General features: G+C 70.8%; 21 protein-coding genes and 1 pseudogene. 6 read left to right on the top strand and 16 right to left on the bottom strand.

The window, feature by feature from the left end:
• Positions 1-39: 39 nt before the first annotated feature.
• The 7 genes and pseudogenes from ispG to CWN80_RS14150 form a co-directional block, all read right to left on the bottom strand.
• A complete protein-coding gene (gene ispG / locus CWN80_RS14180) occupies positions 40-1,197 on the bottom strand; it encodes a flavodoxin-dependent (E)-4-hydroxy-3-methylbut-2-enyl-diphosphate synthase (RefSeq protein ID WP_007928949.1) in 1,158 nt (385 codons plus the stop codon).
• Between the two features lie 276 nt (positions 1,198-1,473).
• Positions 1,474-2,799 (bottom strand): M50 family metallopeptidase, encoded by a 1,326-nt coding sequence (locus CWN80_RS14175; RefSeq protein WP_007928948.1) that lies wholly within the window; start codon positions 2,797-2,799, stop codon positions 1,474-1,476.
• A 206-nt stretch (positions 2,800-3,005) separates the two neighbouring features.
• Positions 3,006-4,187, bottom strand: coding sequence for a 1-deoxy-D-xylulose-5-phosphate reductoisomerase (gene dxr, locus CWN80_RS14170; RefSeq protein ID WP_007928947.1), 1,182 nt, complete (start codon positions 4,185-4,187; stop codon positions 3,006-3,008).
• A pseudogene (locus CWN80_RS14165) lies at positions 4,184-4,636 on the bottom strand (acyl-CoA thioesterase). The gene dxr and the pseudogene CWN80_RS14165 overlap by 4 nt, the downstream one beginning before the upstream one ends.
• 54 nt (positions 4,637-4,690) lie before the next feature.
• Positions 4,691-4,999 (bottom strand): barstar family protein, encoded by a 309-nt coding sequence (locus tag CWN80_RS14160; protein ID WP_192899871.1) that lies wholly within the window; start codon positions 4,997-4,999, stop codon positions 4,691-4,693.
• A 5-nt stretch (positions 5,000-5,004) separates the two neighbouring features.
• Entirely contained in the window at positions 5,005-5,493 is a 489-nt protein-coding gene (locus CWN80_RS14155; protein WP_007928942.1) for a guanyl-specific ribonuclease, read from the bottom strand.
• Positions 5,494-5,495: 2 nt separating this feature from the next.
• Positions 5,496-6,959: an NAD-dependent succinate-semialdehyde dehydrogenase gene (locus CWN80_RS14150; protein ID WP_007928940.1), complete on the bottom strand. Its 1,464-nt coding sequence runs from the start codon at positions 6,957-6,959 to the stop codon at positions 5,496-5,498.
• 106 nt (positions 6,960-7,065) lie between these two features.
• Between CWN80_RS14150 and CWN80_RS16055 the strand changes: the two genes are divergently transcribed.
• From CWN80_RS16055 to CWN80_RS14135, 3 genes are all read left to right on the top strand, one after another.
• Positions 7,066-9,261, top strand: a complete 2,196-nt coding sequence (locus tag CWN80_RS16055) for a DUF6421 family protein (protein WP_337590151.1) — start codon at positions 7,066-7,068, stop codon at positions 9,259-9,261.
• Positions 9,258-10,337, top strand: coding sequence for a threonine aldolase family protein (locus CWN80_RS14140; RefSeq protein WP_007928936.1), 1,080 nt, complete (start codon positions 9,258-9,260; stop codon positions 10,335-10,337). Before CWN80_RS16055 ends, CWN80_RS14140 begins: the two co-directional genes overlap by 4 nt.
• A gap of 61 nt (positions 10,338-10,398) precedes the next feature.
• The gene (locus CWN80_RS14135) at positions 10,399-11,301 is read left to right on the top strand and encodes a phosphatase PAP2 family protein (RefSeq protein ID WP_007928934.1); all 903 of its coding nucleotides are present in this window, start codon (positions 10,399-10,401) and stop codon (positions 11,299-11,301) included.
• Positions 11,302-11,418: 117 nt separating this feature from the next.
• On the opposite strand, the gene CWN80_RS14130 is transcribed toward CWN80_RS14135, so the two are convergent.
• Genes CWN80_RS14130 through CWN80_RS14105 form a run of 6 tightly spaced genes read right to left on the bottom strand, consistent with a single transcriptional unit; the run spans position 11,419 to position 18,389 of the window.
• Complete coding sequence (locus CWN80_RS14130) at positions 11,419-12,714, bottom strand: saccharopine dehydrogenase family protein (protein WP_007928932.1); 1,296 nt, start codon at positions 12,712-12,714, stop codon at positions 11,419-11,421.
• Positions 12,715-12,728: 14 nt separating this feature from the next.
• On the bottom strand, positions 12,729-13,544 hold the full coding sequence (locus CWN80_RS14125; RefSeq protein WP_007928931.1) for an ABC transporter permease: 816 nt from the start codon (positions 13,542-13,544) through the stop codon (positions 12,729-12,731).
• A 1-nt stretch (position 13,545) separates the two neighbouring features.
• Positions 13,546-14,457, bottom strand: coding sequence for an ABC transporter permease (locus tag CWN80_RS14120; protein WP_051988057.1), 912 nt, complete (start codon positions 14,455-14,457; stop codon positions 13,546-13,548).
• The gene (locus tag CWN80_RS14115) at positions 14,454-15,629 is read right to left on the bottom strand and encodes an ABC transporter ATP-binding protein (RefSeq protein ID WP_128277451.1); all 1,176 of its coding nucleotides are present in this window, start codon (positions 15,627-15,629) and stop codon (positions 14,454-14,456) included. Before CWN80_RS14115 ends, CWN80_RS14120 begins: the two co-directional genes overlap by 4 nt.
• Positions 15,629-16,885: a polyamine ABC transporter substrate-binding protein gene (locus tag CWN80_RS14110; RefSeq protein WP_007928927.1), complete on the bottom strand. Its 1,257-nt coding sequence runs from the start codon at positions 16,883-16,885 to the stop codon at positions 15,629-15,631. The genes CWN80_RS14115 and CWN80_RS14110 overlap by 1 nt, the downstream gene beginning before the upstream one ends.
• Positions 16,886-16,943: 58 nt before the next feature.
• Positions 16,944-18,389: a gamma-aminobutyraldehyde dehydrogenase gene (locus CWN80_RS14105; RefSeq protein WP_007928926.1), complete on the bottom strand. Its 1,446-nt coding sequence runs from the start codon at positions 18,387-18,389 to the stop codon at positions 16,944-16,946.
• Positions 18,390-18,558: 169 nt separating this feature from the next.
• Here CWN80_RS14105 and CWN80_RS14100 point away from each other — a divergent pair, with 169 nt between their 5' ends.
• Positions 18,559-19,017, top strand: coding sequence for an Lrp/AsnC family transcriptional regulator (locus CWN80_RS14100; RefSeq protein ID WP_007928925.1), 459 nt, complete (start codon positions 18,559-18,561; stop codon positions 19,015-19,017).
• A complete protein-coding gene (locus CWN80_RS14095) occupies positions 19,014-20,405 on the top strand; it encodes an aspartate aminotransferase family protein (protein WP_007928923.1) in 1,392 nt (463 codons plus the stop codon). The genes CWN80_RS14100 and CWN80_RS14095 overlap by 4 nt, the downstream gene beginning before the upstream one ends.
• A gap of 231 nt (positions 20,406-20,636) precedes the next feature.
• Here the strand turns inward: CWN80_RS14095 and CWN80_RS14090 are convergent, their stop codons facing one another.
• Positions 20,637-21,815: a S8 family peptidase gene (locus CWN80_RS14090; protein ID WP_007928921.1), complete on the bottom strand. Its 1,179-nt coding sequence runs from the start codon at positions 21,813-21,815 to the stop codon at positions 20,637-20,639.
• Between the two features lie 267 nt (positions 21,816-22,082).
• On the opposite strand from CWN80_RS14090, the gene CWN80_RS14085 reads away from it, so the two are divergent.
• Positions 22,083-23,234, top strand: coding sequence for an LOG family protein (locus CWN80_RS14085; RefSeq protein WP_128277449.1), 1,152 nt, complete (start codon positions 22,083-22,085; stop codon positions 23,232-23,234).
• Positions 23,235-23,380: 146 nt separating this feature from the next.
• On the opposite strand, the gene purU is transcribed toward CWN80_RS14085, so the two are convergent.
• On the bottom strand, positions 23,381-24,256 hold the full coding sequence (purU, locus tag CWN80_RS14080; protein WP_007927474.1) for a formyltetrahydrofolate deformylase: 876 nt from the start codon (positions 24,254-24,256) through the stop codon (positions 23,381-23,383).
• Positions 24,253-25,473, bottom strand: coding sequence for a 23S rRNA (adenine(2503)-C(2))-methyltransferase RlmN (rlmN, locus tag CWN80_RS14075; protein ID WP_128277448.1), 1,221 nt, complete (start codon positions 25,471-25,473; stop codon positions 24,253-24,255). The genes purU and rlmN overlap by 4 nt, the downstream gene beginning before the upstream one ends.
• Between the last annotated feature and the right edge of the window lie 12 nt (positions 25,474-25,485).

The raw sequence follows: 25,485 nt of genomic DNA, 5'->3' as shown, positions 1-25,485 counted from the left end.
CCGGTCCCTGAGGAGGCCGCCCGCGGCCGTCTCGAAGGGTCAGCCCACCGTGACCGTCGCGCCGGACTCCTCGCCGTCGATCTGCTCGCCCATCTCCTCGGCGATGCGCAGGGCCTCCTCGATGAGGGTCTCGACGATCTTGCTCTCGGGGACGGTCTTGATGACCTCACCCTTGACGAAGATCTGGCCCTTGCCGTTGCCCGAGGCGACGCCGAGGTCGGCTTCACGGGCCTCACCGGGGCCGTTGACGACGCAGCCCATGACGGCGACGCGAAGGGGGACGGTCATGCCCTCGAGCCCGGCCGTCACCTCGTCGGCGAGCTTGTAGACGTCGACCTGCGCGCGCCCGCAGCTCGGGCAGGAGACGATCTCGAGCTTGCGCGGGCGCAGTCCGAGCGACTGGAGGATCTGCTGGCCGACCTTGATCTCCTCGACCGGAGGAGCCGAGAGGGAGACGCGGATGGTGTCACCGATCCCCTTCGACAGCAGCGCGCCGAAGGCGGTGGCCGACTTGATCGTGCCCTGGAAGGCGGGACCGGCCTCTGTGACGCCGAGGTGCAGCGGCCAGTCACCGGCCTCGGCGAGCAGCTCGTAGGCCCGGACCATGGTCACCGGGTCGTTGTGCTTGACCGAGATCTTGAAGTCGTGGAAGTCGTGCTCCTCGAAGAGGCCGGCCTCCCAGACGGCGGACTCGACGAGGGCCTCGGGCGTCGCCTTGCCGTACTTCTCGAGCAGGCGCTTGTCGAGGCTGCCGGCGTTGACGCCGATGCGGATCGAGGTGCCGTGGTCCTTGGCGGCATTGGCGATCTCCTTGACCTGGTCGTCGAACTTGCGGATGTTGCCCGGGTTGACGCGCACGGCGGCGCAGCCGGCCTCGATCGCCTGGAAGACGTACTTGGGCTGGAAGTGGATGTCGGCGATGACCGGGATCTGGCTGTGCTGGGCGATCTCGGCGAGCGCGTCGGCGTCGTCCTGGCTCGGGCAGGCCACGCGCACGATGTCGCAGCCGGCGGCGGTGAGCTCGGCGATCTGCTGCAGCGTGGTGTTGACATCGGAGGTCAGCGTCGTCGTCATCGACTGCACCGAGATCGGCGACTCGCTGCCGACACCGACCGATCCCACCTTGATCTGCCGGGTCTGGCGACGGGGCGCGAGCACGGGGGCCGGGGCCTTGGGCATACCGAGGGAGACGCTCATGCCTCCATTATGCGACCTGCAGGCTGGACGTCCCCTGCGCCCCGCGCGTGAAGGTGCGAGGACGCCCGGACCACCCCCACTGGTGGAGGTGCGAAGGCCGTCCACGGCTGTTCCTCGACACCACGCACGCCGGAGGACTCGGGTGCGCACATCGCTCGGCAGCGTTGTCGTCACCTGCCGGCGTTGCCGCCACCCGGTTGACTGGAGAAGGGGGACCAGGTGACATCACCGCCGACAGGCTGACCGGGGACCCCTCCGGGTCCCGCCCCTGGAGGGTCAGGTCAGCTTCACCGGCTTGACGATGTCGGCGTAGACGAGCAGCAGGGTCATGCCGATGAAGGCCAGGGCGACGACATAGGCCAGCGGCAGGGCCTTGGCGACGTCGACGGGGCCGGGGTCGGGCAGGCCGCGCAGCTTGGCCCAGCCCTTCTTGACCGCCTCCCACAGCGCGCCCGCGACGTGGCCGCCGTCGAGCGGCAGGAGCGGGATCGTGTTGAAGGCGAAGAGGACGAGGTTGAGCGAGCCCATGAGGGTCAGCAGGAGGATCGCCTTGTCCGAGGTGTCGCCGAAGTCGTCGGAGCTGGCCACCTCCCCCGCGATCCTGCCCACGCCGACGACCGACATCGGGCCGTCCGGGTCGCGCTCCTGGCTGCCGAAGGCCGCCTCGGCGACGCCGACGAGCTTTTGCGGGATGCGCACGAGCAGCCCGTAGGTCTGCCCGAGCTGCTCACCGAAGAGGCCGGGCACCGCGGTGATCGGCTGCTTCTGCATCTCCCGGGTCCCGGTCGCGCCCAGGAAGCCGGCCCGCTCGGTGACGGGCGCTCCCGTCGCGTCCGTCTCGATCCGCCCCTGGTCGTCCTGGACCGGCAGGTCGAGCACGATCGGCTCGGCACGCAGCGTCTTGGTCGTGCCGGCCCGGTCGACCTGCATCGTCAGCGGCTCGTCGAGGTTGCTACGGATCGCGGCACGCACATCGGCCCACGTCGAGACAGGGGTGCCGTTGATCGAGGTGATGGTGTCACCGGGCTTGAGCCCGGCAGCATTGGCCGGGGCGATCGGCATGTCGTCGGTGCACTCGGTCGCGGCCTGCTGGCCCTGCTGCTGGATGTCGACGCACTCGTTGACAGCGGAGATCGTCGGGGTGGCGACGGCGATGCCGTTGAGGGTGAAGATGCCGGTGAAGAGGACGAGCGCGATGAGCAGGTTCATCACCGGGCCGCCCATCATGATGACGATCCGCTTCCAGATGGGCAGCTGGTAGAACATCCGCCCGTCGTCGCCGGGACGGATCTCCTCGAGGCTCTGCTGACGCGCCTCGTCGACGAGCTGGCTCATCCGGCCGGTGCTCGACGCGCGCACGGTGCCGTCCGCGGCGGGCGGAAACATCCCGATCATCCGGATGTAGCCACCGAGCGGGATCGCCTTGACCCCGTACTCGGTCTCACCGCGGCGTCGCGACCAGATCGTCGGCCCGAAGCCGACCATGTACTGGGGCACCCGCAGCCCGAACTTCTTCGCCGGGACCAGGTGGCCGATCTCGTGCAGGGCGATCGACAGACCGATGCCGAGCACGGCGAGCAGGACCCCCAGGACGTAGAGCATGTCCCGATCGTCTCACGCTGACGCTCCCCCGCTCCCTGCGTGGGTGGCCCCGCGACCGTCTCTGCCGCTCCCTGAGTGGGTCCCACGCTCCGCGTGGGCGGTCGCCCCGCGACCGTCTCTGCCGCTCCCTGAGGAGGTCGCCCCGCGACCGTCTCGAAGGGAGGCGCCCCGACCCTTCGAGACGTCGGCCGCAGGCGGCCTCCTCCTCAGGGACCGGTGCTGCTCCCGCTGAGCAGCCCCGCGGCCTCGTCGCGCGCCCAAGCATCCGCAGCGAGCACGCCCTCGACCGTGTGCGCGTCGAAGCGCGCGTCGTCGTGCCGCTGCAGGACCTCGGCGATCGTGTCGACGATGTCGGTGAAGCGCGCGGCCCCGTCGTGGAAGGCGTCGACCCCGACCTCGTTGGCCGCGTTGTACACCGCCGGGTGCGTCCCACCCGCGGCACCGACCTGCTGGGCGAGGCGCACCGCCGGGAAGGCCCTGTCGTCGAGCGGCTCGAAGCGCCAGTCCTGCGCCCGCGTCCAGTCGACGGGAGTCTCGATGTCGGTGAGCCGCTCCGGCCACGACAGCCCGAGCGCGATCGGCGCGAGCATCGTCGGCAGCCCGAGCTGGGCGATGACGGCGCCGTCGTGGAACTCGACCATCGAGTGGATGATCTGCTGCGGGTGGACGACGGCCTCGATCCGCTCCATCGGCACGTCGAAGAGCAGGTGCGCCTCGATGAGCTCCAGCCCCTTGTTGACGAGGGTGGCGCTGTTGGTCGTGATGACCCGCCCCATGGCGAAGTTGGGGTGCTTGAGCGCCTGTGCCGGCGTCACCTCGCGCAGGGCGGCCCGGTCCATCCCGCGGAAGGGCCCGCCGCTCGCGGTGACGACGAGCTTGCGCACCTCGTCGGCCCGGCCGGAGCGCAGGGCCTGGGCGATCGCGGAGTGCTCGGAGTCGACGGGCACGATCTGGTCGGGCGCGGCCGTGTCCTTGACGATCGGGCCGCCGATGATCAGCGACTCCTTGTTGGCCAGCGCGAGGCGTGCGCCGGAGCGCAGCGCGGCGAGCGTCGGTCGCAGGCCGATGGCCCCGGTGATCCCGTTGAGCACGACGTCGGTGGGCGCACCGGCGGCGATCGTCGCGGCCTCCTCCCCCACGACGACCTCGGGCGCGTAGCCCGGGTCACCGGCCGCGGTGGCGATGGCTGCGGTCAGGTCCTCGCGGGTGCCGGCCGCGGCCGCGACGAGCGAAGGGCGGTGACGTGCCGCCTGCTCGGCGAGCAGCTGGGTGTTGGCACCGCCCGCGAGCACCTCGACGGCGAAGCGCTCGGGGTGGGCCTCGATGACCTGCAGTCCCTGGGTGCCGATCGACCCGGTCGACCCGAGCAGGGTGACGCGCGTGCTCACGCCCCGCCCTCACGGCGGCTGGAGTCGATGGCCTCGCGGCGGGCGAGCCGGTGGGCCCGGCGGATCTCGGCCTCGCGGTGGCGGCGCTGCTCCTCTGGAGTCTCGATCGCCAGCTCGGGGACCCGGCGGGTGCTCCCTTCGGCATCGACGGCGACGAAGACGAGGTAGGCGCTCGCGACGTGGACGCGGTCGGTGACGGCGTCCCAGCGATCGACCTCGGCCCGCACGCCGACCTCCATCGACGACGACCCGGCCCAGTTGACCTGGGCGCTCACGTGGAGGACGTCACCGACCCGGACGGGGTTGAGGAAGGCCATCTAGTCCATCGCCGCGGTCACGGCCGGCCCCTGGGCGAAGCGGTTGGCCGAGACGCCGGCGGTGTCGTCGACCATCTTCATGATGTTGCCGCCGTGGACATTGCCCAGGAGGTTGGCCTCGGCCTGGGACATGACGCGGGAGAGGGTGATGCGGGTGTCGGTGGGTGTCGTCACCGCGTCATCATCTCAGCGATCGGCCACGACGATGCTCAGGTCCGGGTACTCCTCGTCGAGGTCGGCGAGGATGTGCAGGACGCCGGCGTCGGGTGCGCCCGGTCGCCACACGAGGGTCCACGGCGCCTCGTGTCGGTCGGCGACGTCGCGCAGGCAGTCCATGAGCGCGTCGAGGTTGCGCCCGAAGTGCTCCGGCAGGAGCAGGGCCTCGACGAAGCGGTCGTAGGTCTCGTCGCGGTCGGCTCCCCCGTCGACGAGGTGGACGTGGTCGGTGCCGGCGACGGCCCGCGCGAGCAGCCCGTCGACCCCGGCGGCCTCCATGTGGATCACTGCCCCTCCTCGATCTGGGCGAAGCTCGCGTAGTGGTCGTCCGTGTAGTACCGGTCACCGTCCTGCCCACCGACGATCCGTCGTGCGCCACGGTCACTCTCGCCGGGCGTCGGGACCGTGTACTCGCGGTAGTAGCCGCGGGACCGGTCCGGCAGGATCCCCTCCCTGTTGCCGAAGGTGATGCCGTCGCGGTCGTACGGGAAGGGCCCGCCGACGCGGACCAGCTCGAGCGTCTCGCGGCCCTCCTGCGGCAGCTGCGACTCGGCGATCGTGCCCAGCCCAGAGTCCGGTGTGAAGCCGGACCCCGGTGTGCCCGAAGGGGGTTCCTCCGCCTCGGCCTGCGAGGTCGCCGACGACGCGGCCGAGGTGGTCGACCCGCCCGTCGAGGAGTCGCCGCCACCACCGGCGATGACGATCCAGGCAGCGAGCAGGATCAGCAGGACACCCCCGGCGAGCTGGAGCCGGGTGCGCCAGGTCTTCGACACGGTCAGAGCGCCAGGCCGACGTACTTGGTCTCGAGGTACTCCTCGATGCCCTCGAATCCCCCTTCGCGGCCGAAGCCGGAGTGCTTGACCCCGCCGAAGGGGGCCGAGGGGTTGGAGACGATGCCCTGGTTGATGCCGACCATGCCGAACTCGAGCGCCTCGGCGACCCGGATGGTCCGGGAGGTGTCCTGGGTGAAGACGTAGGCGACGAGGCCGTACTCGGTGGAGTTGGCCAGGCGCACGGCCTCCTCCTCGGTGCTGAAGGTCGTGATCGGGGCGACCGGACCGAAGACCTCCTCGGTGAGCACGCGCGCGCTCGCCGGGACGTCGGTGAGCACGGTCGGCGGGTAGAACCAGCCCTTGCCAGTGGGCACCTCGCCACCGACGAGGGCGCGGGCGCCCTGCGAGAGCGCGTCGTCGACGAGCTCGGCGACGCCGGCGCGCGCCTTCTCGGTGATGAGCGGGCCGACGTCGACCCCCTTCGTCGTGCCCTTGCCCATGGTGAGGGCGCCCATGCGGTCGGCGAGGGCCGCGGCGAAGTCGTCGGCGACCGACTCGTGGACGATGAAACGGTTGGCGGCGGTGCAGGCCTCGCCGATGTTGCGCATCTTGGCGAGCATCGCGCCCTCGACGGCGCGCTCGAGGTCGGCGTCCTCGAAGACGACGAAGGGGGCATTGCCCCCGAGCTCCATCGAGGTGCGCAGCAGCTGCTCGGAGGACTGCTCGACGAGCCTCTTGCCGACGGGCGTGGAGCCGGTGAAGGTCAGCTTGCGCAGTCGCGGGTCGCGGATGATCGGCTCGCTCATCTCGCCGGAGGAGCTCGTCGGCACGACGTTGAGCACACCGGCGGGCAGGCCGACCTCCTCGAGCAGACGGGCCAGGGCGAGCATCGTCAGCGGCGTCTCGTGCGCGGGCTTGACGACGGTCGTGCAGCCGGCGGCGATCGCGGGACCGATCTTGCGGGTGCCCATGGCGAGCGGGAAGTTCCACGGGGTGACGGCGAAGACCGGCCCGACGGGCTGCTTCATCGTCATCAGGCGGGTGCCGCCGCTCGGGGCGACGGCGTAGCGTCCGTGGATGCGCACGGCCTCCTCGGCGAACCAGCGGAAGAACTCGCCGCCGTAGGTCACCTCGCCGCGGGACTCGGCCAGGGGCTTGCCCATCTCGAGGGTCATGAGCATGGCGAAGGTGTCGGCCCGCTCGGTGATGAGCTCGAAGGCCGAACGCAGGATCTCCGAGCGCACCCGCGGCTCGGTCGCCGCCCACTCGGCCTGCGCGGCGACGGCCGCGTCGAGCGCCGCCTTGCCGTCGGCGACGGTCGCGTCGGCGACCTCGACGAGCGTCTTGCCGGTGGCCGGGTCGGTCACGGCGAAGGTGGCGCCGTCACCGGCGTCGCGCCACTTCCCTCCGATGAAGAGCTGGGTGGGTGCGTACTCGAGGGCTGACTTCTGCGTCACGGCTGCCATGGGGGCTACGTTACGACCAACGGCCGCCTTAGGCGACTGGCGCAAATCCTTCGGTTTTGTCACGCTATGGGCGTTGAACTTCCAGATCTCGCCGCCGGAGGCCGCAATGACTGTCATGACCCCCTTCGCCCGGGTGCTCCTCGACCAGGCGCACAGCAGCGCGTGGTCCATCGACCCGGAGCTCGCCGAGCGGATGAACCCCGCCAACCCCGGCGACGCGAGCCTCGCCCGGGCCGCCGCGGTCCTGCGCGAGCGCGGCACCGAGGTCCTGGCCCACACCGACGGTGAGCTGACCCCGGAGGCGCTGGCCGGCGCCGACGTCCTCGTCATCGCCCACCCCGCGGCCGCCTCGAGCGAGCGCGTCGCCGGCGACCTGCCGCCGGTCCTCTCACCCGCCGAGATCACGGCCGTCACCGATCACGTGGCGCAGGGGGGCGGTCTCGTCGTCCTCGGCGAGTGCGACCACGACGCCCACGGCAACAACCTCAACGACCTGCTGGCTCCCTTCGGCCTGGCGATCGCCTCCACGCTCGTCCACGAGCGCGCCGACGGCGGACGCCGCCACCAGGGCAACGCGACCTGGGTCCTCGGCGAGACGAGCGCCGGCCCCGGGCAGGGCGTCATGGCCGGCATCGACGAGCTGTGCTTCTACCGGGCCGGGACCATCGACGTCTCCGGCGCTCCGGGTGCGCGCGTCCTCGCCCGCACCTCCGCCACCGCCCACCCCGCCGCCCAGCCGCTGGCCGTCGCCGTGCAGCACGGCGCCGGACGCGTCGTCGTCCTCGCCGACTCCGACCTCGTCGGCGACGACTCGATCGCGGAGCTCGACCACGAGGAGTTCTGGGTCAACCTCGTGACGTGGGCGGGGAACGGTGGCGCGGCTCTTCGAGGCACGCCCACGCGGAACGTGGCACCCAGCCCGCAGAGCGGACTCGCTCCTCAGGGACCGGGGGTGGGCGCGAGCGAGGCGTGGGTCGCGCTCAAGGCGGCGGTCGAGGAGCTGCGGCTCATGCAGACCAAGGACGGTTCGCTCGCCGACGACGCCGACCGCGAGCGCGCGACGGCCCTCGTCGCCGTCATGGCCGAGCGGATCACCGAGCTCGCGCCGCGCTTCCCGCACGACGCCGACTACCTGGCCGCGCTGCCGGTCGACCTCCAGCGGTGGGTCGACGGCGGCTTCGGGGTGCCCGACTTCCTCGACTCGCTCATGGCCTTCCGCCCCGACCAGCACCGCGTCGACGGCACGCAGCACCTCGCCGTCTTCCCGATGTACACGCAGAACGGCAGCCTCGACCGGGTCTTCGAGGCCGTGCTCTTCGACGTCATGTGGCCGCAGTGGCTCGCCGACGTCGAGGCGACCTACGACAACCCGATGTTCCTGCCGGTCCGCTTCATCGACTTCACCCCCGGCTATGACACCAACTCGGCCGTCCTCTTCCCCGAGACCGTCGCCGTGCGCGAGGTGCCGAAGTTCAGCTGGGGCGCGATCTTCTGCGACCGCGAGGCCGCGCGCTTCCGTCGCGTGACCTCCGCCTCCGCGGAGGTGCTCGGCCTCGACCTGCCGCCCGAGGGCGAGCGGCTCGTCGCCTCGCAGGAGGTCGCCCAGGCGACCTTCGCGATGTGGGACCTCATCCACGACCGCACGCACAGCCACGGAGACCTGCCCTTCGACCCCTTCATGATCAAGCAGCGCATGCCCTTCTGGATGTACGCCCTCGAGGAGCTGCGCTGCGACCTCAACACCTTCCGGCAGAGCGTGACGCTGGCTGAGCAGGGTCACCCCTACGCCCGCGCCGTGCAACTGGCGATCCTCTTCGACCGACTCTTCCGCTTCCCCGTCACCGGCGACCGGGTGCGCAACTACGACGGCCTCGGTGGGCAGCTGCTCTTCGCGTGGCTGCACAAGCGCGGGGCGATGCGCTGGACCGACAACACGCTGACCTTCGACTGGGCGCAGGTCCCGGCCGCAGTCGTCGCCCTGTCCGACGAGGTCGAGACCCTCTACCGCGAGGGCATCGACCGCTCGCGCGTCGGTCACTGGATGGCCGCGCACCAGTTCATCGCCGGCTACGTCGCGCCGCACCCGGCCTCGGCGTGGGCGAAGGGGGCCGAGCACCTGCCCCTCGACGGCCCGCCCAAGGGGCTGACCGATCTCGTCCAGCCCGACGAGTTCCCGCTCAACGTCTTCTACGAGGCGCTGCGCAAGAAGCTCGCGCCGGTCATCGAGGCCACCCGCGGCATCACCGGCACCCTCGACCCCCGCGCGGCGGAGGCCGCCGCGGCTGAGAGGATCCCCGCGTGACCGACACGACCACGCAGGCCGCCCCCTTCGCCCCGATCCACGACCCGTCCGTCCGCGGCTTCGCCAGCGACAACTACGCCGGCATCCACCCGGAGGTGCTCGCTGCGCTCGTCGCGGCCAACGGCGGCCACCAGGTGGCCTACGGCGAGGACGTCTACACGGCGCGTCTGACCGACGTGCTCGCCGAGGTCTTCGGCACGGCGGCGCAGGTCTACCCGGTCTTCAACGGCACGGGAGCCAATGTCCTTGCGCTGCAGGCCTGCACGCCGCGCTGGGGATCAGTCCTCACGACGACCAGCGCGCACATCCACGTCGACGAGGCCGCGGCGCCCGAGCGGGTCGGCGGGCTCAAGGTCAACGTCGTCGACACCCCCGACGGCAAGCTGACCCCGGAGCTCATCCGCGCCTACCCCGCGCGGGTCGGCGACGAGCACTTCGCCCAGGTCGGCGTCGTCTCGATCACCAACTCGACCGAGATCGGCACCGTCTACACGCCGACCGAGATCCGCGCCATCGCCGACGTCGTCCACGACATGGGGTGGGTGCTGCACCTCGACGGCTCCCGCCTGTCCAATGCCGCAGCCGCCCTCGGCGTCGAGCTGCGCGAGCTCACGACCGACGCCGGCGTCGACATCCTCTCCCTCGGCGGGACCAAGATCGGCGCGATGCTCGCCGAGGCGGTCGTCGTCCTCTCCCCCGACCGGGTGACGGGAGCGACCTTCCTGCGGAAGCAGTCGATGCAGCTGGCGAGCAAGATGCGCTTCGTCTCGGCGCAGTTGCTCGCACTCTTCGAGGGCGACCTGTGGCGGCGCAATGCGGAGCACGCCAATGCGATGGCGCGGCGTCTGGCGGAGGGGGTCGCCGGGGTCGAGGGGCTCACCCTGCCCCACGAGGTCGAGGCCAATGCGGTCTTCCCGATCCTCGCGCGCGAGTCGAGCGAGCGCCTCATGGAGTCCTTCCGCTTCTACTTCTGGGACGAGAGGACGGGGCAGGTCCGTTGGATGTGCTCCTGGGACACCACCGAGGGCGATGTCGACGCCTTCGTCGAGGCGGTGCGGGCCGAGCTGAGCCGGTGAGGTTGCTCACAGACCGGGGTTTCTTCAGGTTCTGCTCAGATTCATCTACTACACCTGAAGGGTGGCCCGCCTCCCTCGACTGACCAGCGCACCGGTACTCGCCGGTGCGCTCGTCGTCTTCACCCTCCTAGCGGCCGGGCCGCTCCAGCCGTACGACGAGCGCTTCCAGGGCTACTGGGCCAAGCGGTACACCCCCAACTGGTGGCAGTTCCTCGACCAGGTGCCCAATGCCGTCGCCGGTCAGGCGGTCTGCCTGCCCGTGCTGCTCCTCGTCGCCGTCACGCTCGCCTGGCGGCACCGCACCTGGCACCCGCTCGCGATCGTCGCCGCCGCCGAGATCGGCTTCTACGCCGGCATCGGCGGGTTGAAGGTCCTCCTCGGTCGCTCGGCCCCCATCCACGGCAATGGTGGCGGCTTCTGGGACGGTGGTCCCATCGCCCACGGCTGGTACGGCATCGCCTACCCCTCCGGGCACGCGGCCGAGGCGGTGCTCATCTACGGCGCCGCCGCCTACCTGATCCTCGCCTACGCGGGGCCGGACAACCGTCTGCGGCGGCGACTGACGTGGCTCGTCGGGCTCATCGCCGCCAATGCGATCGTCGTCGCCTTCTACCTCGGCTTCCACTGGCCCACCGACCTCGTCGCGGGGCTGCTCGCCGGCGGTCTCGTGCTGCGACTCATCGTCAACGGCGACCGGGCGCTGCAGCGACGGGGCCTCCCCTTCGGCTGGAGCTACGACCTGCCGGGCCGCCATGGCCGCGAGAGCGAGCCCGAGGCCGCCCCGGCACCGAGCCCGCGGCCCCAGCCGGTGCCCGTGCCGGCGGCGGTCTGGCTGCGCACCTCCCCCTTCGACCTGCCCCGGCCGTCGGTGCAGCACCTGCGCCCGCTCACGGCGCAGTGGTCGGTGCGCACCCCGGGCACACCCACCCACCGCCGCCCCGAGCGCGAGCTCCAGCTCCACTGATCCTGCCCCGCGACCCAGATGGTTGTGTGTTGAACCGGTAGGCCTGGAAGCCGGCAGGCGTTGGTGGGGGCTGCCGGCTCCCCCGGCTACCACTTCAGGACACAACCATCGACGAGATCAGCCGGGGGACCGGTTGGGGGCAGCCGGGTCCCGCTCCTCGAGCCCCCAGGGCGAGCCGTAGCCCTGCGGGGCGGGCGCGGCGAGCAGCTCGAGGAAGGGCCTCGCATCGAAGGCCTCCGGCCCCTTGGCCCCCGCACCCGACCAGACGCCTGTCGCGAGCAGCTCGAGCGCGACGACGGGGTTGATCGCCGTCTGCCACACCACCGCCTGGGCGTCGTAGTCGCGCATCGTCGCCTCGTTGTCCGCCACGTGGTGGAGGTACACGGCCCGGGGCGCGCCGTCCGTGGTGCCGGTGACGAGCACGCCCGCGCACGTCTTGCCGGTCATCCGCGGACCGATCGTCGCCGGGTCGGGCAGCACGGCCGCGACGACATCACGCGGGCTGACCCGCACACCCTTGACGTCCACCGGCTCGGTCGAGTCGAGGCCGAGCTCGTGGAGCACCTTGAGCATCGAGATCATCTGCTCGCCGAGGCCATACTTGAAGGTCACCCGCCCGGCATCGAGCCAGCGCGGCATGAGCAGGACCTCCTCGTGCTCGACGTGGACGCACTCGACCGGCCCGATCCCCTCGGGGAAGTCGAAGACCTCCGGCTCGGCGAAGGGAGGCAGGGTCACGAATCCCGCCTCGACGTCACCGCCGGCCCGCTCGCGCTCCCACACCACCGGCGGGTTGAGGCACTCCTCGATGATCGTCCACATCGAGAAGCCGGGGGCGAAGACCTCGTTGCCGTCGTCGTCGCGGACGACGAGGTTGGCCCCGTCGCGGGTGCCGAGCTCGTCGATCTCGTCGAAGAGCTCGTCGGCCGCGTACCGGGCGAAGACGTCGGACAGTCCCGGCTCGACCCCGATGCCGAGCAGCGCGAGCCGCCCCGCGGCCTCCCACTCCCTCGCGCGCGCCAGCTGCTGGTCACCGAGCTTGACCCCCGGCAGCTCGTACGGCCGCTGCGGGTGCGGGCTCGACAGCGACATCGCCATGTCGAGGTAGTCGGCACCCGCTGCGAGCGCCCCCTCGAAGATCGGCATGACGAACCGGGGGTCGACGGCGTTGAAGACGTGCGTCGCCCCGTGCTCCCGGGCCAGCGCCGTCACGGCCGCCGAGTCGGAGGCGTCGACCTGCGCCGCGACAAATGCTCCGTCACTCCCCCTTCGTGCCGTCGCCGCGGCGACCGTCGCCTCGGCTCGCTCCAGGGAGTAGTCGGCGACCACCCACCGCTCGAAGAAGTCGCGCTCGGCGGCGATCTTGGCCGCCGCGTCACCAACCCCGCCGGCACCGATCATGAGCACGCGCATGAGAGCCTCCCGACTCACTTCGAGGTCCGGCTGCTCGCCACCCGCTGGCCCACCACGACGAGGAGGACCGCGATGACGAAGAGCGAGAAGCCGATGACATTGGCCTGGGCGGGGATGCCGCGCAGGTAGCTGACGTAGACGAACTTCGGGAAGGTGCTCGTGTCACCCGAGACGAAGTTGGTGATGATGAAGTCGTCGAAGCTCAGGCTGAAGGCGAGCATCGCGGCGCCGACGATGCCCGGCAGCACGAGCGGCAGCGTCACCCGCCAGAAGGTCTCGCCCGGCCCGGCGTAGAGGTCCTGGGCGGCCTCCTCCATCCGCGGGTCGAGGCTCTGCAGCCGCGCCCGGACGGTGACGACGACGAAGCTCAGGCAGAACATGATGTGCGCGATGACGATCGTCCAGAAGCCCAGCCGCAGCCCCACCTGGGAGAAGCCCTGCACGAAGATCGTCAGCAGGCTCGCGCCGAGGACGATCTCGGGCGTGGCCATCGGCACGAAGACGAGGACATTGCTCGCGGACTTGCCGCGGAAGCGGTGCCGCACCATGGCGAAGGCGATCATCGTGCCGAGCACGGTCGCGACGAAGGTCGCGAGCAGCCCCACCTGCAACGACGTGGCGAGCGACTCGCAGATGCCGGGGGCGCCGCACGGGTTCTGCCAGTGCTTGAGCGTCGGGCCGGCGTTGGAGTTCCACGTGATGTTGGACTTGCGGTAGTCGTTGAAGCTGAAGACGAAGGTGTAGAGGACCGGCAGGAAGAGGTAGAAGAGCACGAGGAGTGCGGCGATCATCGCGAAGCGGTCACCGAGCCAGCGGGTCACGGTGCGCATCTCAGACCAGCTCCTCGGTGCCGAAACGGCGCACGTAGAAGAAGACGAGCACGAGGATCATCGCCATGAGCGTGAAGCTCAGCGCCGCGGCGGTGTCGTAGCCGCCCGGCACCTTGAAGAACTGGCTCTCGATGACGTTGCCGACCATCTTGGTGCTGCGGTCGGACCCGAGGAGCTCGGCGTTGACGTAGTCGCCGGAGGCGGGGATGAAGGTGAGCAGCGTCCCCGCGAGCACGCCCGGCATCGACATCGGCAGGGTCACCCGCGCGAAGGTCGTCATCCCGCTCGCGTAGAGGTCGCCCCCGGCCTCGATGACCCGCGGGTCGGCGCGCTCGAGCGAGGCGTAGATCGGCAGGACCATGAAGGGCAGGAAGTTGTAGGTCAGGCCCGCGACGACCGCCACCCATGTCTCGGTGATCCGTCCGCCCGGCAGCAGGTGCAGCGTCGTGAGCACGCTGGCGACGACCCCGTCGTCGGCGAGGATCTGGCGCCACGCGATCGTGCGCAGGATGAAGGAGGTGAAGAAGGGCGCGATGACGCAGATGAGCATCACCGGGCGCCACCGCCCCGCCTTGAAGGCCATCGCGTAGGCGAGCGGGTAGGCCAGGACGAAGGCGAAGAAGGTCGCCAGGGCCCCGAAGAGCAGCGAGCGCAGCATGTGCGGCCAGAACTCGACGAGCGCGTCGACGTAGTTGGAGAAGTTGACGTCGCGGTAGTAGTAGCCGGGCGCCCCGGGGTAGTCGCTCTGCAGCGAGACGGTGAAGAGCTGCACGACGGGCACGACGAAGAAGACGACGAGCCAGAGCACGCCGGGCAGGAGCAGCAGGTAGGCGATCCGGCGCGAGCGCCGGCCCTCGACGGCGTCGGGATCCGTTGCCGCCGAAGGGGGTCCGCCCGCAGTCGCGGTGGTCACGCCCTCTCCCCCGCGGTGGCGACGAAGGCCTTGTCCTGCGCTCCCTCGGGCAGGTCGTCGGCGGCGACGACGAAGGCGTGGGCGGGGTTCCACGACAGCCACACCTCGTCGCCGGGACGGGTCGCCTGCGGCTCGACGTCGAGGTTCTGCTCGTAGACCGACCAGGTACCCCCGGAGGGGACGGTGACGAGGTACTGCGTCGCGACACCGGTGAAGGAGACGTCGGTGACCGTCGCCCGCACGTCGCTCCCGGCCGCCTCGGGCCGAAGGGTGTGCAGCCGCACCTTTTCGGGCCGGACACCGAAGAGCACCCGCCCCTCGGTGACCGCGGCCCGGGCACCGGGCACCCGCACCGTGGTCCCGGCCGCGTCGGCGACGAGGTGGTCCCCGTCGCGGCCCGTGACGGTGGCGGGCACTAGGTTGGACTGCCCGACGAAGCCGGCGACGAAGGCCGTGCCCGGCAGGTCGTAGAGCTCCTCGGGGGCACCCATCTGCTCGATCCGCCCGCCGTTCATCACCGCGACGGTGTCGGCCATCGTCATGGCCTCCTCCTGGTCGTGGGTGACGTGGATGAAGGTCAGGCCGACCTCGGTCTGGATCCGCTTGAGCTCGACCTGCATCTGCCGCCGCAGCTTCAGGTCGAGCGCGCCGAGCGGCTCGTCGAGCAGGAGCACCTCGGGCCGGTTGACGATCGCCCGGGCCAGCGCCACCCGCTGCTGCTGGCCGCCCGACAGCTGGGCCGGGCGACGCCCGCCGAGGTGGGCCATCTGGACGAGCTCGAGCGCCTCGTCGGCGAGACGGGTCGCTGCGCTCTCCCCGCGGCGCTTCGGCCCGAAGGCGACGTTGTCGCGGATGCTCAGGTGCGGGAAGAGGGCATAGCTCTGGAAGACGGTGTTGACCGGGCGCTCGTAGGGGCGCGAGCCGGTGAGGTCGGTGTCGCCGATGAGCACCCTTCCGGCAGAAGGCTGCTCGAGCCCTGCCACCATCCGCAGGGTCGTCGTCTTGCCGCACCCGGATGGGCCGAGGAGGGCGAAGAAGGAACCCCGGGGAACCCGCAGGTCGAGGTCGTCGACGGCGGTGAAGTCGCCGAAGGTCTTGGTCACCGACGACAGGACGAGGTCGCCCTTCGCCTCGCGGACACCGCCGGCACCGGATCGTGAGAACAGGCCCATCAGTTGCCCACCGCCTTCGCCCACAGCGCGCTGTAGTCCGCGTCCTCCTGGGAGGACAGTGCCCTGAAGCCGACGATGTCGTGGTCGGCGATGTAGTCCTCGCTCGGGAAGATGAAGGGCGACTCCGCGAGGTCGGGGTCGATCTTTTCCATCTCCGCCCGGGCGCCCTCGACGGGGCAGATGTAGTTGACCCACGCGGCGACCTCGGCGGCCACCTTGGGGTCGTAGTAGTAGTCCATGACCTGCTGGGCATTGCGCCGGTGGTGGCTCGTGATCGGCACCATGAGGTTGTCGCTCCAGAGCATCCCGCCGGACTCGGGGATGACGAACTCCCAGTCGTCGTCCTCGGTCTCGGCCCGCAGGACGAAGAGGTCACCGGACCAGACGATGCCGGCCACGGCATTGCCGCTCTTGAGGTCGTTGAGATAGCTGTTGCCCTTGACCCGGCGGATGTAGCCCTCGGTGAGGCGCTTGTCGACCTCACCAATCGCCGCCTCGAAGGCGGCCTGATCGAAGTCACCGGAGGGGTCGACGCCCTGCGACTGCATGATCAGGCCGAGGGTGTCGCGGAACTCGCTGAGCACCGAGATGCGGCCCTTGAGGTCGTCGGCCCACAGGTCCTCGATCGCCTTGAGCTCCCGGCCGACCTTGCCCTTGTGGTAGCCGATGCCGGCGAAGCCGGACTGCCAGGTCAGGGAGTACTGCCGCCCGGGGTCGAAGGAGACGTCCTTGAGCGGGGCCAGGAGGTTGCTCGCATTGGGCATCTGGATCAGCTCGAGCGGCTGGCACAGCCCCTCGCGGATGATCCGGTTGGCCATCCAGTCGGTGAAGGTGAAAATGTCGCGGTTGATGTCCTGCTTGGCCCGCAGCTGCGGCGCGATCTTGTTGAAGTAGGTGTCGTTGTCGTCGACGTCCTCGGTGTAGGAGACCTTGATGCCGGTCTGCTTCTCGAAGGCGGTGAGCGTCGGGTAGGTCTTGCCCGCGTCGTCCATGTCGAGGTAGGCGGTCCAGTTGGCCCACCGCACCGTCTTCTCCCGCTCGGACCGGTCCTCGGGCAGGTCGAGCTCGGCGACGCCGCCGGCCGGCGGCTCGGGCGGGGCGCACCCTGCGAGGAGGGAGGCCCCGAGCCCGAGGGCGCCGGCCCCGAGCATCGTGCGTCGGCTCGGCTGGAAGGAGCCGCGCGAGCGGGCCGAGGCCTGCGCGGCCCGGATCAGCGCGGCGGTTCTGGGGTCGGCAGGTCGCCGGAGGCGGTCCATCTCGGACCTCGCTTCCGTGAGGAGGGACGAAGGGGGTGTGCCGCCGGCGAGGAGCCGGTCAGCTCTCGATGTTGGCCATGACGTGCTTGACCCGGGTGTAGTCCTCGAAGCCGTACATCGACAGGTCCTTGCCGTAGCCGGACTTCTTGAAGCCGCCGTGCGGCATCTCGGCGACGAGCGGGATGTGGGTGTTGATCCAGACGCAGCCGAAGTCGAGGCGCTTGCTCATGCGCATCGCGCGCCCGAAGTCCTTGGTCCACACCGACGACGCCAGGCCGTACTCGACGCCGTTGGCCCAAGCGACGGCCTGGTCCTCGTCGGTGAATCGCTGGACGGTGATGACCGGGCCGAAGATCTCGTCCTGGATCGCCTCGTCGTCCTGCTGCAGGCCGGAGACGACGGTGGGCGCGTAGAAGAAGCCCTCGCCCATCGCGGTGAGTCGCTCGCCGCCCTGCGCGAGGTTGGCATGGTCGGGCAGCCGGTCGATGAAGCCGGCGACCTTGGCCAGCTGGTTGCTGTTGTTGACCGGGCCGAGGAGCGCGTCGGAGTCGTCGGGCATGCCGACCTTGGCGTTGTCGCGGGCGTACTCGGCCAGGGCGGCGACGAAGTCGTCGTGGATGCCGGGGGCGGCGAGCACGCGGGTCGCGGCGGTGCAGTCCTGGCCGGCGTTGAAGTAGCCGGCCGTGGCGATGCCCTCGACCGCGGCCTCGATGTCGGCGTCATCGAAGACGACGACCGGCGCCTTGCCGCCGAGCTCGAGGTGGGCCCGCTTGAGGTTGCGCGCCGCGGAGGCGGCGACCTCGACACCGGCACGCACCGAGCCGGTGATCGCGACGAGGCCGGGGGTGTCGTGCTCGACGACCATGCGGCCAGTGTCGCGGTCACCGGTGATGACGTTGAAGGTGCCGGCGGGAAGGAACTCGCTGGCGACCTCTGCCATGAGCAGGGTGGTCTCGGGCGTGGTGTCGCTCGGCTTGAGGACGATCGAGTTGCCGGCCGCCAGCGCGGGGCCGATCTTCCACGCGGCCATCATCATCGGGTAGTTCCACGGGGTCACCTGGCCGACGACGCCGATGGGCTCGCGGCGGATCCAGCTCGTGTGGCCGGCCATGTACTCGGCGGAGGCGCGGCCCTCGAGCACGCGGGCGGCACCGGCGAAGAAGCGCAGCTGGTCGCACATGACCGGCACCTCCTCGATGGCGGTGAGGGCGTGCGGCTTGCCGGTGTTCTCCCCTTCGATCCGGATGAGGTCCTCGGCGCGGGACTCGAGGGCATCGGCGAACTTGAGCAGCGCACTCTGCCGCTCGCCCGGCGTCGCCTCGGACCACTTGGCGAAGCCGGACTCGGCGCTGGCGTAGGCGGCGTCGACATCGGCCTGCGTGGAGACGGGGGCGTGGGCAACGACCTGCCCGGTCGCGGGGTTGACCAGGTCGATGCTCGCATCGCCGGTGGCGTCGACGTACTCGCCACCGATGAAGTTGCGCAGGGTCCGGGGCTGGGTCACGACTGGGGTCCTTCCGATCGGGAATGTGACCCAGACGATAGTGCGCCGTCGACGAAATCGACAGTCTCTCGCACTCACATTTGTGAAAACATCAGCGATCACCCGTGTTTCGTGCGGATTTCGTCGTGCTCGGCTTGCCATGCGACCGGGATCGCGCCACCATGGCGACATGTCCTCCCCGGTCCACCTCGACGAGATGAGCAAGCAAATCATCGAGCACCTCCAGGAGGACGGACGCCAGTCCTACGCGACGATCGGCCGGGCCGTCGGCCTCTCCGAGGCCGCGGTGCGCCAGCGCGTCCAGCGCCTGCTGGACGCCGAGGTCATGCAGATCGTCGCGGTGACCGATCCCCTGCAGGTGGGCTTCCACCGTCAGGCGATGATCGGCATCACCGTCGACGGTGACCTGCGCCCCGTCGGCGACGCGCTCGCCGACATGCCCGAGGTGTCCTACGTCGTCACCACCGCCGGCAGCTTCGACATCCTCGCCGAGATCGTCTGCGAGGACGACGACGAGCTGCTCACCCTGCTCACCGAGCGCATCCGCACCCTGCCGGGCGTGCGCTCGACCGAGACCTTCGTCTATCTCAAGCTCAACAAGCAGCACTACAACTGGGGGACCAGATGACCCAACCGACCACCACCGCTCTCGGCACCGACATGCAGCAGGCGGCCCGCGACCACCTGTGGATGCACTTCAGCCGCCACTCCGTCTACGAGGAGGGCGGGCGCGTCCCGACGATCGTCCGCGGCGAGGGCCACAAGATCTGGGACGACCAGGGGCGCGAGTACATCGACGGCCTCGCCGGCCTCTTCGTCGTCCAGGTCGGTCACGGGCGCACCGAGCTCGCCGAGACCGCGCTCAAGCAGGCCGAAAAACTGGCCTTCTTCCCCATCTGGTCCTACGCCCACCCGGCAGCGATCGAGCTCGCCGAGCGTCTCGCTGCGGGTGCCCCCGGCGACCTCAACCGGGTCTTCTTCACCACCGGCGGCGGCGAGGCCGTCGAGTCCGCGTGGAAGCTGGCCAAGCAGTACTTCAAGCTCACCGGCAAGCCGAAGAAGCACAAGGTCATCTCCCGCTCCATCGCCTACCACGGCACCCCCCACGGCGCCCTGTCGATCACCGGCCTGCCGCCGCTCAAGGAGGACTTCGAGCCGCTCGTGCCTGGTGCCCACAAGGTGCCCAACACCAACATCTACCGCGCCTCCGAGGACCTGCGCGACGACCCCAAGGCCTTCGGCCGCTGGGCCGCCGACCGGATCGCCGAGGCGATCGAGTTCGAGGGTCCCGACACCGTCGCCGCCGTCTTCCTCGAGCCGGTGCAAAATGCCGGCGGCTGCTTCCCGCCGCCCCCCGGCTACTTCGAGCGGGTGCGCGAGATCTGCGACGAGTACGACGTGCTGCTCGTCTCCGACGAGGTCATCTGCGCCTTCGGCCGCATCGGCTCGATGTTCGCCTGCGAGGACTTCGGCTACACGCCCGACATCATCACCTGCGCGAAGGGGATGACCTCCGGCTACTCCCCCATCGGCGCGATGATCGCGAGCGACCGGCTCTTCGAGCCGTACAAGAGCGGGACCAACAGCTTCGCCCACGGTTACACCTTCGGTGGTCACCCGGTGAGCGCGGCCGTCGCCCTGGCCAACCTCGACATCTTCGAGCGCGAGGGGCTCAACGACCACGTGAAGGAAAATGCCCCGGCCTTCCGCCGCACCCTCGAGCGGCTGCTCGACCTGCCGATCGTCGGCGACGTGCGCGGCGAGGGCTACTTCTACGGGATCGAGCTGGTCAAGGACAAGGCGACCCGCGAGACCTTCGACGCCGCCGAGTCCGAGTCGATGCTGCGCGGTTACCTGTCCAAGGCGCTCTTCGACGCGGGCCTGTACTGCCGCGCCGACGACCGCGGCGACCCGGTCGTCCAGCTCGCTCCCCCGCTGACGGTCGGCCAGGCCGAGTTCGACGACATCGAGCAGCGGCTGCGCACGGTCCTCACCGAGGCACCCAACCACCTCTGACCTCCCTTCGCCCGCCCCTCCCTGCGCATTTCCCTAGGGAAATGCACACCCCGGCCGCATTTCCCTAGGGAGATGCGGCTCCGGCGGTCATTTCCCTAGGGAAATGCGGATTTCCGGCGGCGGGCGAGCAGCGGCGGGCCCGCCCCCTGTCGGTCCCTGAGGAGGTCGCGCAGCGACCGTCTCGAAGGGCTGACGAAGGGAGCGGACCCGCCGCTGTCGTGGGGTCGCCGATCAGCCGGCAGCCACCTGGAGCAGACCCCCGGTCGTGCCGGAGGGGGCATCGCCGATGACGTCGACGGCGCTGTCCTGCAGACCGCTCGTGATGGCGTCGGGCGTCGCACCCGGGTTGGCCTCGAGGTAGAGCGAGGCCGCGCCCGCGACGTGCGGGCTGGCCATCGAGGTGCCGCTGTAGGTGTCGGTACCGCCACCGGGCACGGTCGACTCGATGTCCTGGCCCGGGGCATAGCCCTCGACGACCGACCCGTAGTTGGAGAAGTCGGCGTTGCCGTCCCCGTCGGTCGAGGCGGCGGTCGTGAAGACCCCGTCCGCGCTCGCCGGGGAGACGTTGGCCGCGTCCTGCGACTCGTTGCCCGCCGCCACCGAGGTGAAGACGCCGCTGTCGACGAGGCCGCTGGCCGCGTTGTCCAGCGCCGGGTCCTTGGACCCGCCGAGCGACATGTTGGCGACGGAGGGACCGTCAGCCTGCTGCGCGACCCAGTCCATAGCCTCGATGATCCCGGCCGACGAGCCGCTGCCGCTGTCGTCGAGCACCTTGACCCCCACGAGGTCGACGCCCGGGGCGACACCGTAGCTCTCGCTGCCGATCGTGCCGGCGACGTGCGTGCCGTGGCCCTGACGGTCGAGGCCGTCCCCGCCGGTCACGTCGAAGCCGACGGACGCCCGGCCACCGAACTCGGTGTGGTCGGGGTCGATGCCGGTGTCGAGGATGTAGGCGGTGACGCCGGCACCCGTCCCCGCCGGCTCGTAGCTGCCGTCGAGGGGCAGCGCCGGGTCGTCGATGCGGTCCAGACCCCACGGGGTGTCGGCCGCGGCCTGCCCCTCGGAGGGGTCGACGCGGATGCTCATGTTTTCCGAGACGGCCGCGACGTCCGCGTCGGCGCGCACGTCGTGGAGCTGCTGCGGTGTGAGCCGTGCGGAGAAGCCGTCCATGACCTCGGTGTAGACGTGCGTCGGGGTCACGCCGAGGGAGGAGGCGACAGCCCGCGCGTCCTCGCCCTCGTCGAGCGTGACGACGTAGGTCGTCTCCCCCTGCATCTCCAGCGCTGCGTCACCGTGCGTGGTGAGCGGGGCGAGGTCCTCGCCGTGGGCCTGGGCTGCGAAGGGGGTCACCGCCAGCAGGAGTGCCGCCGAGGAGACGACAACACTGGCGCTCTTCGTCGAGTACTTCATGGGTTCCTTTCGTCTGCCGTCCCGGATCTCGGAGCGGCTGCTGCTGGACACTACGAGTGGCTCACGGGGGTGTCCACGGCTCGAGATCGACCCCTCCCTGGCGTCAACGAACGGTAAGAACCGGTGCGAGAGAGGCGATCTGCCGCGGATCCTGCGGCGGCCGGGCCCAGTCGCCGCAGGCCATCACCCACCCTCCGGAGCCCGATTTCCGGAGAGAATCCATACCGATCCCCGACGCCCCCGACACCCGCGGCTAGGTTGGGCGGCATGACGAGGGAGACCCGCCACCACCCCCTGCGGGACGTGCTCGGACGCCGTCCGGGCGACCCCGCCTTCCGCGAGGTCCACGACGAAGGGGGTCTGCGTCGCCTCATCGGAGCGGGCACCCCGCTCGCGGGCTGGCGCCTGCAGGGCCTGGACCTCGAGCCCCACGCGGAGCACCTCTCCCGGGCCGACGTGCGCGGTCTGGTCGTGCTCGGCGGTCAGGTCCCCGACGCGCTGGCCCGCGACCTCGTCGCGCGCGGCGCGGTCATCATCCCGCCCGACCCCACCTGCCCGGTCGAGGCCTTCCGCTCGCGGCTGTACACCCCCTTCGACCTCTACGACGGCATCGCCGAGCACGGCTACGCCAGCACCGTCGACGCCCGCGCCTACGCGTGGAGCCGTGAGGCGCGGACCCAGCACGATGCGTGGGCGACGCTGCTGCGGGCGGTGCACGACGACGCGGTGCAGGACGCCCTCGTCGAGGCGCTCCACGGTCGCGACGTCGTCGGCGTCATGGGCGGGCACGCGCTGGAGCGTGGGAGCAGCGACTACGCCGACGCCGCCCGGCTGGGCCACGCACTCGCCGCGAGCGGGCGCGTCGTGCTGACCGGCGGCGGGCCGGGAGCCATGGAGGCGGCCAACCTCGGCGCGCTCGCCCCGACCCCCGACGCGGTCGACGCGGCGTTGGGCCGGCTGGCCGCGGTGTCGAGCTTCCGCCCGTCGGTCGAGGCCTGGGCAGAGCTCGCGCTGCGGGTGCGCGACGACCTCGGGGCCGCGCCGGGTCGGGCCCGCAGCTACGGCATCCCGACGTGGTTCTACGGCCACGAGCCGCCCAATGTCTTCTGCGACGGCATCGCCAAGTACTTCTCCAACGCGCTGCGCGAGGACGTGCTGCTCGCCCAGAGCAGCGGCGGGCTCGTCGTGCTGCCCGGCGCAGCCGGGACCGTGCAGGAGATCTTCCAGGCCTGCACGCCGCTGTACTACGCGCCCGAGGGCGAGACGCTGCCGCCGCTCGTGCTGGTCGGCCTCGAGCACTGGACCGAGACCGTCCCCGTCTGGCCCGCCCTGCGCGCGCTGGGGACCGGACGGCCCCTCGGCGAGGTGCTGCACCTCGCCGAGACCCCCGAGGAGGCCGCCGCGCTGCTCGCCGCCTGAGGAGCCACCGCCCCAGTGCACATTTCCCTAGGGAAATACGGAACCCGTGCGCATTTCCCTAGGGAAATACGGCCCCCGCGCGCATTTCCCTAGGGAAATACGGCCCCCGTGCGCATTTCCCTAGGGAAATGCGCACGGGGGTGCGGTCAGTCGAAGACGATGGTGCGCCGGCCGCGCAGGACGACCCGGCGCTCGACGTGCCAGCGCAGGGCGCGGGCAAAGGCCATCGCCTCGAGCTCGGCGCCGGTGGCGGCGAGCTGGGCGGGGCTCATCCGGTGGTCGACCCGCCGGAAGTCCTGCTCGATGATCGGGCCCTCGTCGAGGTCGGAGGTCACGTAGTGGGCGGTGGCGCCGATGACCTTGACCCCACGCTCGTGTGCCTGCGAGTAGGGCCGCGCCCCCTTGAAGGAGGGCAGCAGCGAGTGGTGGATGTTGATGACCCGGCCCGGGAAGTCGGCGCACATGTCCTCGGAGAGCACCTGCATGTAGCGCGCGAGCGCGACCGTCTCGATCCGCTCGGCTGCGATGATCTCGCGCAGCCGTGCCTCGGCCTGGGGCTTGGTCTCCCGGGTCACCGGGACGTGGTGGAAGGGGATGCCGTGCCACTCGACCTCGGCCCGGAAGTCCTCATGGTTGGACACGACGGCCGGCACGACGACATTGAGCTGGCCGGTGCGCACCCGGAAGAGCAGGTCGTTGAGCACGTGGCCCTGCCGGCTGACCATGATGAGCAGCCGGTGCGGCTCCTGCGGGTCGTGCACGTCGACGTCGGCGCCGAGCTCGGTGACGAGCCGCTGGCGCTCGGCCTCGAGCCGGTCGGCGTCGATCGGGGTGTCGGCCTGCAGGTGCATCCGCAGGTGGAACTCCCCTGTCGACGGGTCGCCGAACTGCTGGCTGTCGAGGATGTTGAGGTCCAGCCCGACCATGGCGCCGGTCACGGCGTGGACGATGCCGCGCCGGTCGGGCCCGTTGAGGGTCAGGACGATCTCGCGGCCGAGGCCGCGGTCAATGGGCGCGCTCATTCGGCACCCGAGGTGGCCGCCGCGAGCTGCCCGCAGGCACCGTCGATGTCGCTGCCGCGGGTGTCGCGCACCGTCGTCGGGATGCCGTGTGCCCGCAGCCGCTCGACGAACTGCTGCTCGACGCCGCGCCGCGACGCGGTCCACTTCGAGCCCGGGGTCGGGTTGAGCGGGATCGGGTTGACGTGGACCCAGCCCTTGCCGCGCTCCGTGAGCTTCTTGCCGAGCAGGTCGGCGCGCCAGGCCTGGTCGTTGATGTCGCGGATCAGGGCGTACTCGATGCTCACCCGGCGGCCGGTCCGCAGGTAGTAGCGGTGGGCGGCGTCGATCGCCTCGTCGACCTTGAATCGGGTGTTGATCGGCACGAGCTCGTCGCGCAGCTCGTCGTCGGGAGCATGCAGCGACAGGGCGAGCGTCACGGGGATGCCCTCCTCGGTGAGCCGGTCGATACCGGTCACGAGCCCGACCGACGACATCGTGATGCCGCGGGCGCTCATGCCCAGCCCCTCCGGCGAGGGGTCGACCATGCGGCGGATCGCGCCGATCGCCGCCTTGTAGTTGGCCAGGGCCTCCCCCATGCCCATGAAGACGACATTGGTGACCCGACGCCCCCCGGACGAAGGGAGCGACTCCCCCTCGTCATCGGCCTCGGCCCCGAGCGCGGCCCCGGCGTCGTCGCCGAGCGACAGGTCGCCCGCCTCGGCGAGCATCCGGTTGGCCGCGACGACCTGGTCGACGATCTCGGCGGTCGACATGTTGCGGGTCAGACCCTCCTGACCAGTGGCACAGAAGGGGCAGTTCATGCCGCAGCCGGCCTGGCTGGAGATGCAGATCGTCGCCCGGCGCGGGTAGCGCATGAGCACCGACTCGACGAGCGCGCCGTCGTGCAGGCGCCACACCGACTTCAGGGTCGCGCCCCGGTCGGCGGTGATCGTGCGCACCGGCGTCAGCAGACGCGGGAGCATCGCCGTGACGAGCTCCTCGCGCGCCGTCTTGGGCAGGTCGCTCATCTGCCCGGGGTCGTCGGTGTGGTGGGTGAAGTAGTGCGTCGACAACTGCTTGGCGCGGAAGCCGGGTAGGCCGAGTTCCTTGGCCCACTCGACGCGACCGGCGAGGTCGAGGTCGGCGAGATGGCGCGGCGGCTTGCCGCGCCGGGGCGCGGTCATGGTCAGCTGGCCGGGCGCCGGTCGGGCGGTCGAGGGTGTGGGCAGATCGGTCATCGCCCCCAGTCT

Source organism: Janibacter hoylei PVAS-1 (assembly GCF_004025845.1).
GTDB lineage: Bacteria > Actinomycetota > Actinomycetes > Actinomycetales > Dermatophilaceae > Janibacter > Janibacter hoylei.
The sequence above is the reverse complement of the archived record's forward strand: the minus strand, read 5'-3'. Positions and strand labels throughout refer to the sequence as shown.

Bases quoted from the DNA above. Each gene is read 5' to 3' on its own strand.
- ispG (WP_007928949.1), bottom strand. From the start codon at position 1,197: ATGAGCGTCTCCCTCGGTATGCCCAAGGCCCCGGCCCCCGTGCTCGCG.
- CWN80_RS14175 (WP_007928948.1), bottom strand. From the start codon at position 2,799: ATGCTCTACGTCCTGGGGGTCCTGCTCGCCGTGCTCGGCATCGGTCTG.
- CWN80_RS14160 (WP_192899871.1), bottom strand. From the start codon at position 4,999: ATGGAGGCCGCCGGGGTCGACGGGCTGCTCGCGCGGGCCGTCGCCGGC.
- CWN80_RS14150 (WP_007928940.1), bottom strand. From the start codon at position 6,959: ATGGCAGCCGTGACGCAGAAGTCAGCCCTCGAGTACGCACCCACCCAG.
- CWN80_RS16055 (WP_337590151.1), top strand. From the start codon at position 7,066: ATGACTGTCATGACCCCCTTCGCCCGGGTGCTCCTCGACCAGGCGCAC.
- CWN80_RS14130 (WP_007928932.1), bottom strand. From the start codon at position 12,714: ATGCGCGTGCTCATGATCGGTGCCGGCGGGGTTGGTGACGCGGCGGCC.
- CWN80_RS14125 (WP_007928931.1), bottom strand. From the start codon at position 13,544: ATGCGCACCGTGACCCGCTGGCTCGGTGACCGCTTCGCGATGATCGCC.
- CWN80_RS14115 (WP_128277451.1), bottom strand. From the start codon at position 15,629: ATGGGCCTGTTCTCACGATCCGGTGCCGGCGGTGTCCGCGAGGCGAAG.
- CWN80_RS14110 (WP_007928927.1), bottom strand. From the start codon at position 16,885: ATGGACCGCCTCCGGCGACCTGCCGACCCCAGAACCGCCGCGCTGATC.
- CWN80_RS14100 (WP_007928925.1), top strand. From the start codon at position 18,559: ATGTCCTCCCCGGTCCACCTCGACGAGATGAGCAAGCAAATCATCGAG.
- CWN80_RS14095 (WP_007928923.1), top strand. From the start codon at position 19,014: ATGACCCAACCGACCACCACCGCTCTCGGCACCGACATGCAGCAGGCG.
- CWN80_RS14090 (WP_007928921.1), bottom strand. From the start codon at position 21,815: ATGAAGTACTCGACGAAGAGCGCCAGTGTTGTCGTCTCCTCGGCGGCA.
- CWN80_RS14085 (WP_128277449.1), top strand. From the start codon at position 22,083: ATGACGAGGGAGACCCGCCACCACCCCCTGCGGGACGTGCTCGGACGC.
- purU (WP_007927474.1), bottom strand. From the start codon at position 24,256: ATGAGCGCGCCCATTGACCGCGGCCTCGGCCGCGAGATCGTCCTGACC.
- rlmN (WP_128277448.1), bottom strand. From the start codon at position 25,473: ATGACCGATCTGCCCACACCCTCGACCGCCCGACCGGCGCCCGGCCAG.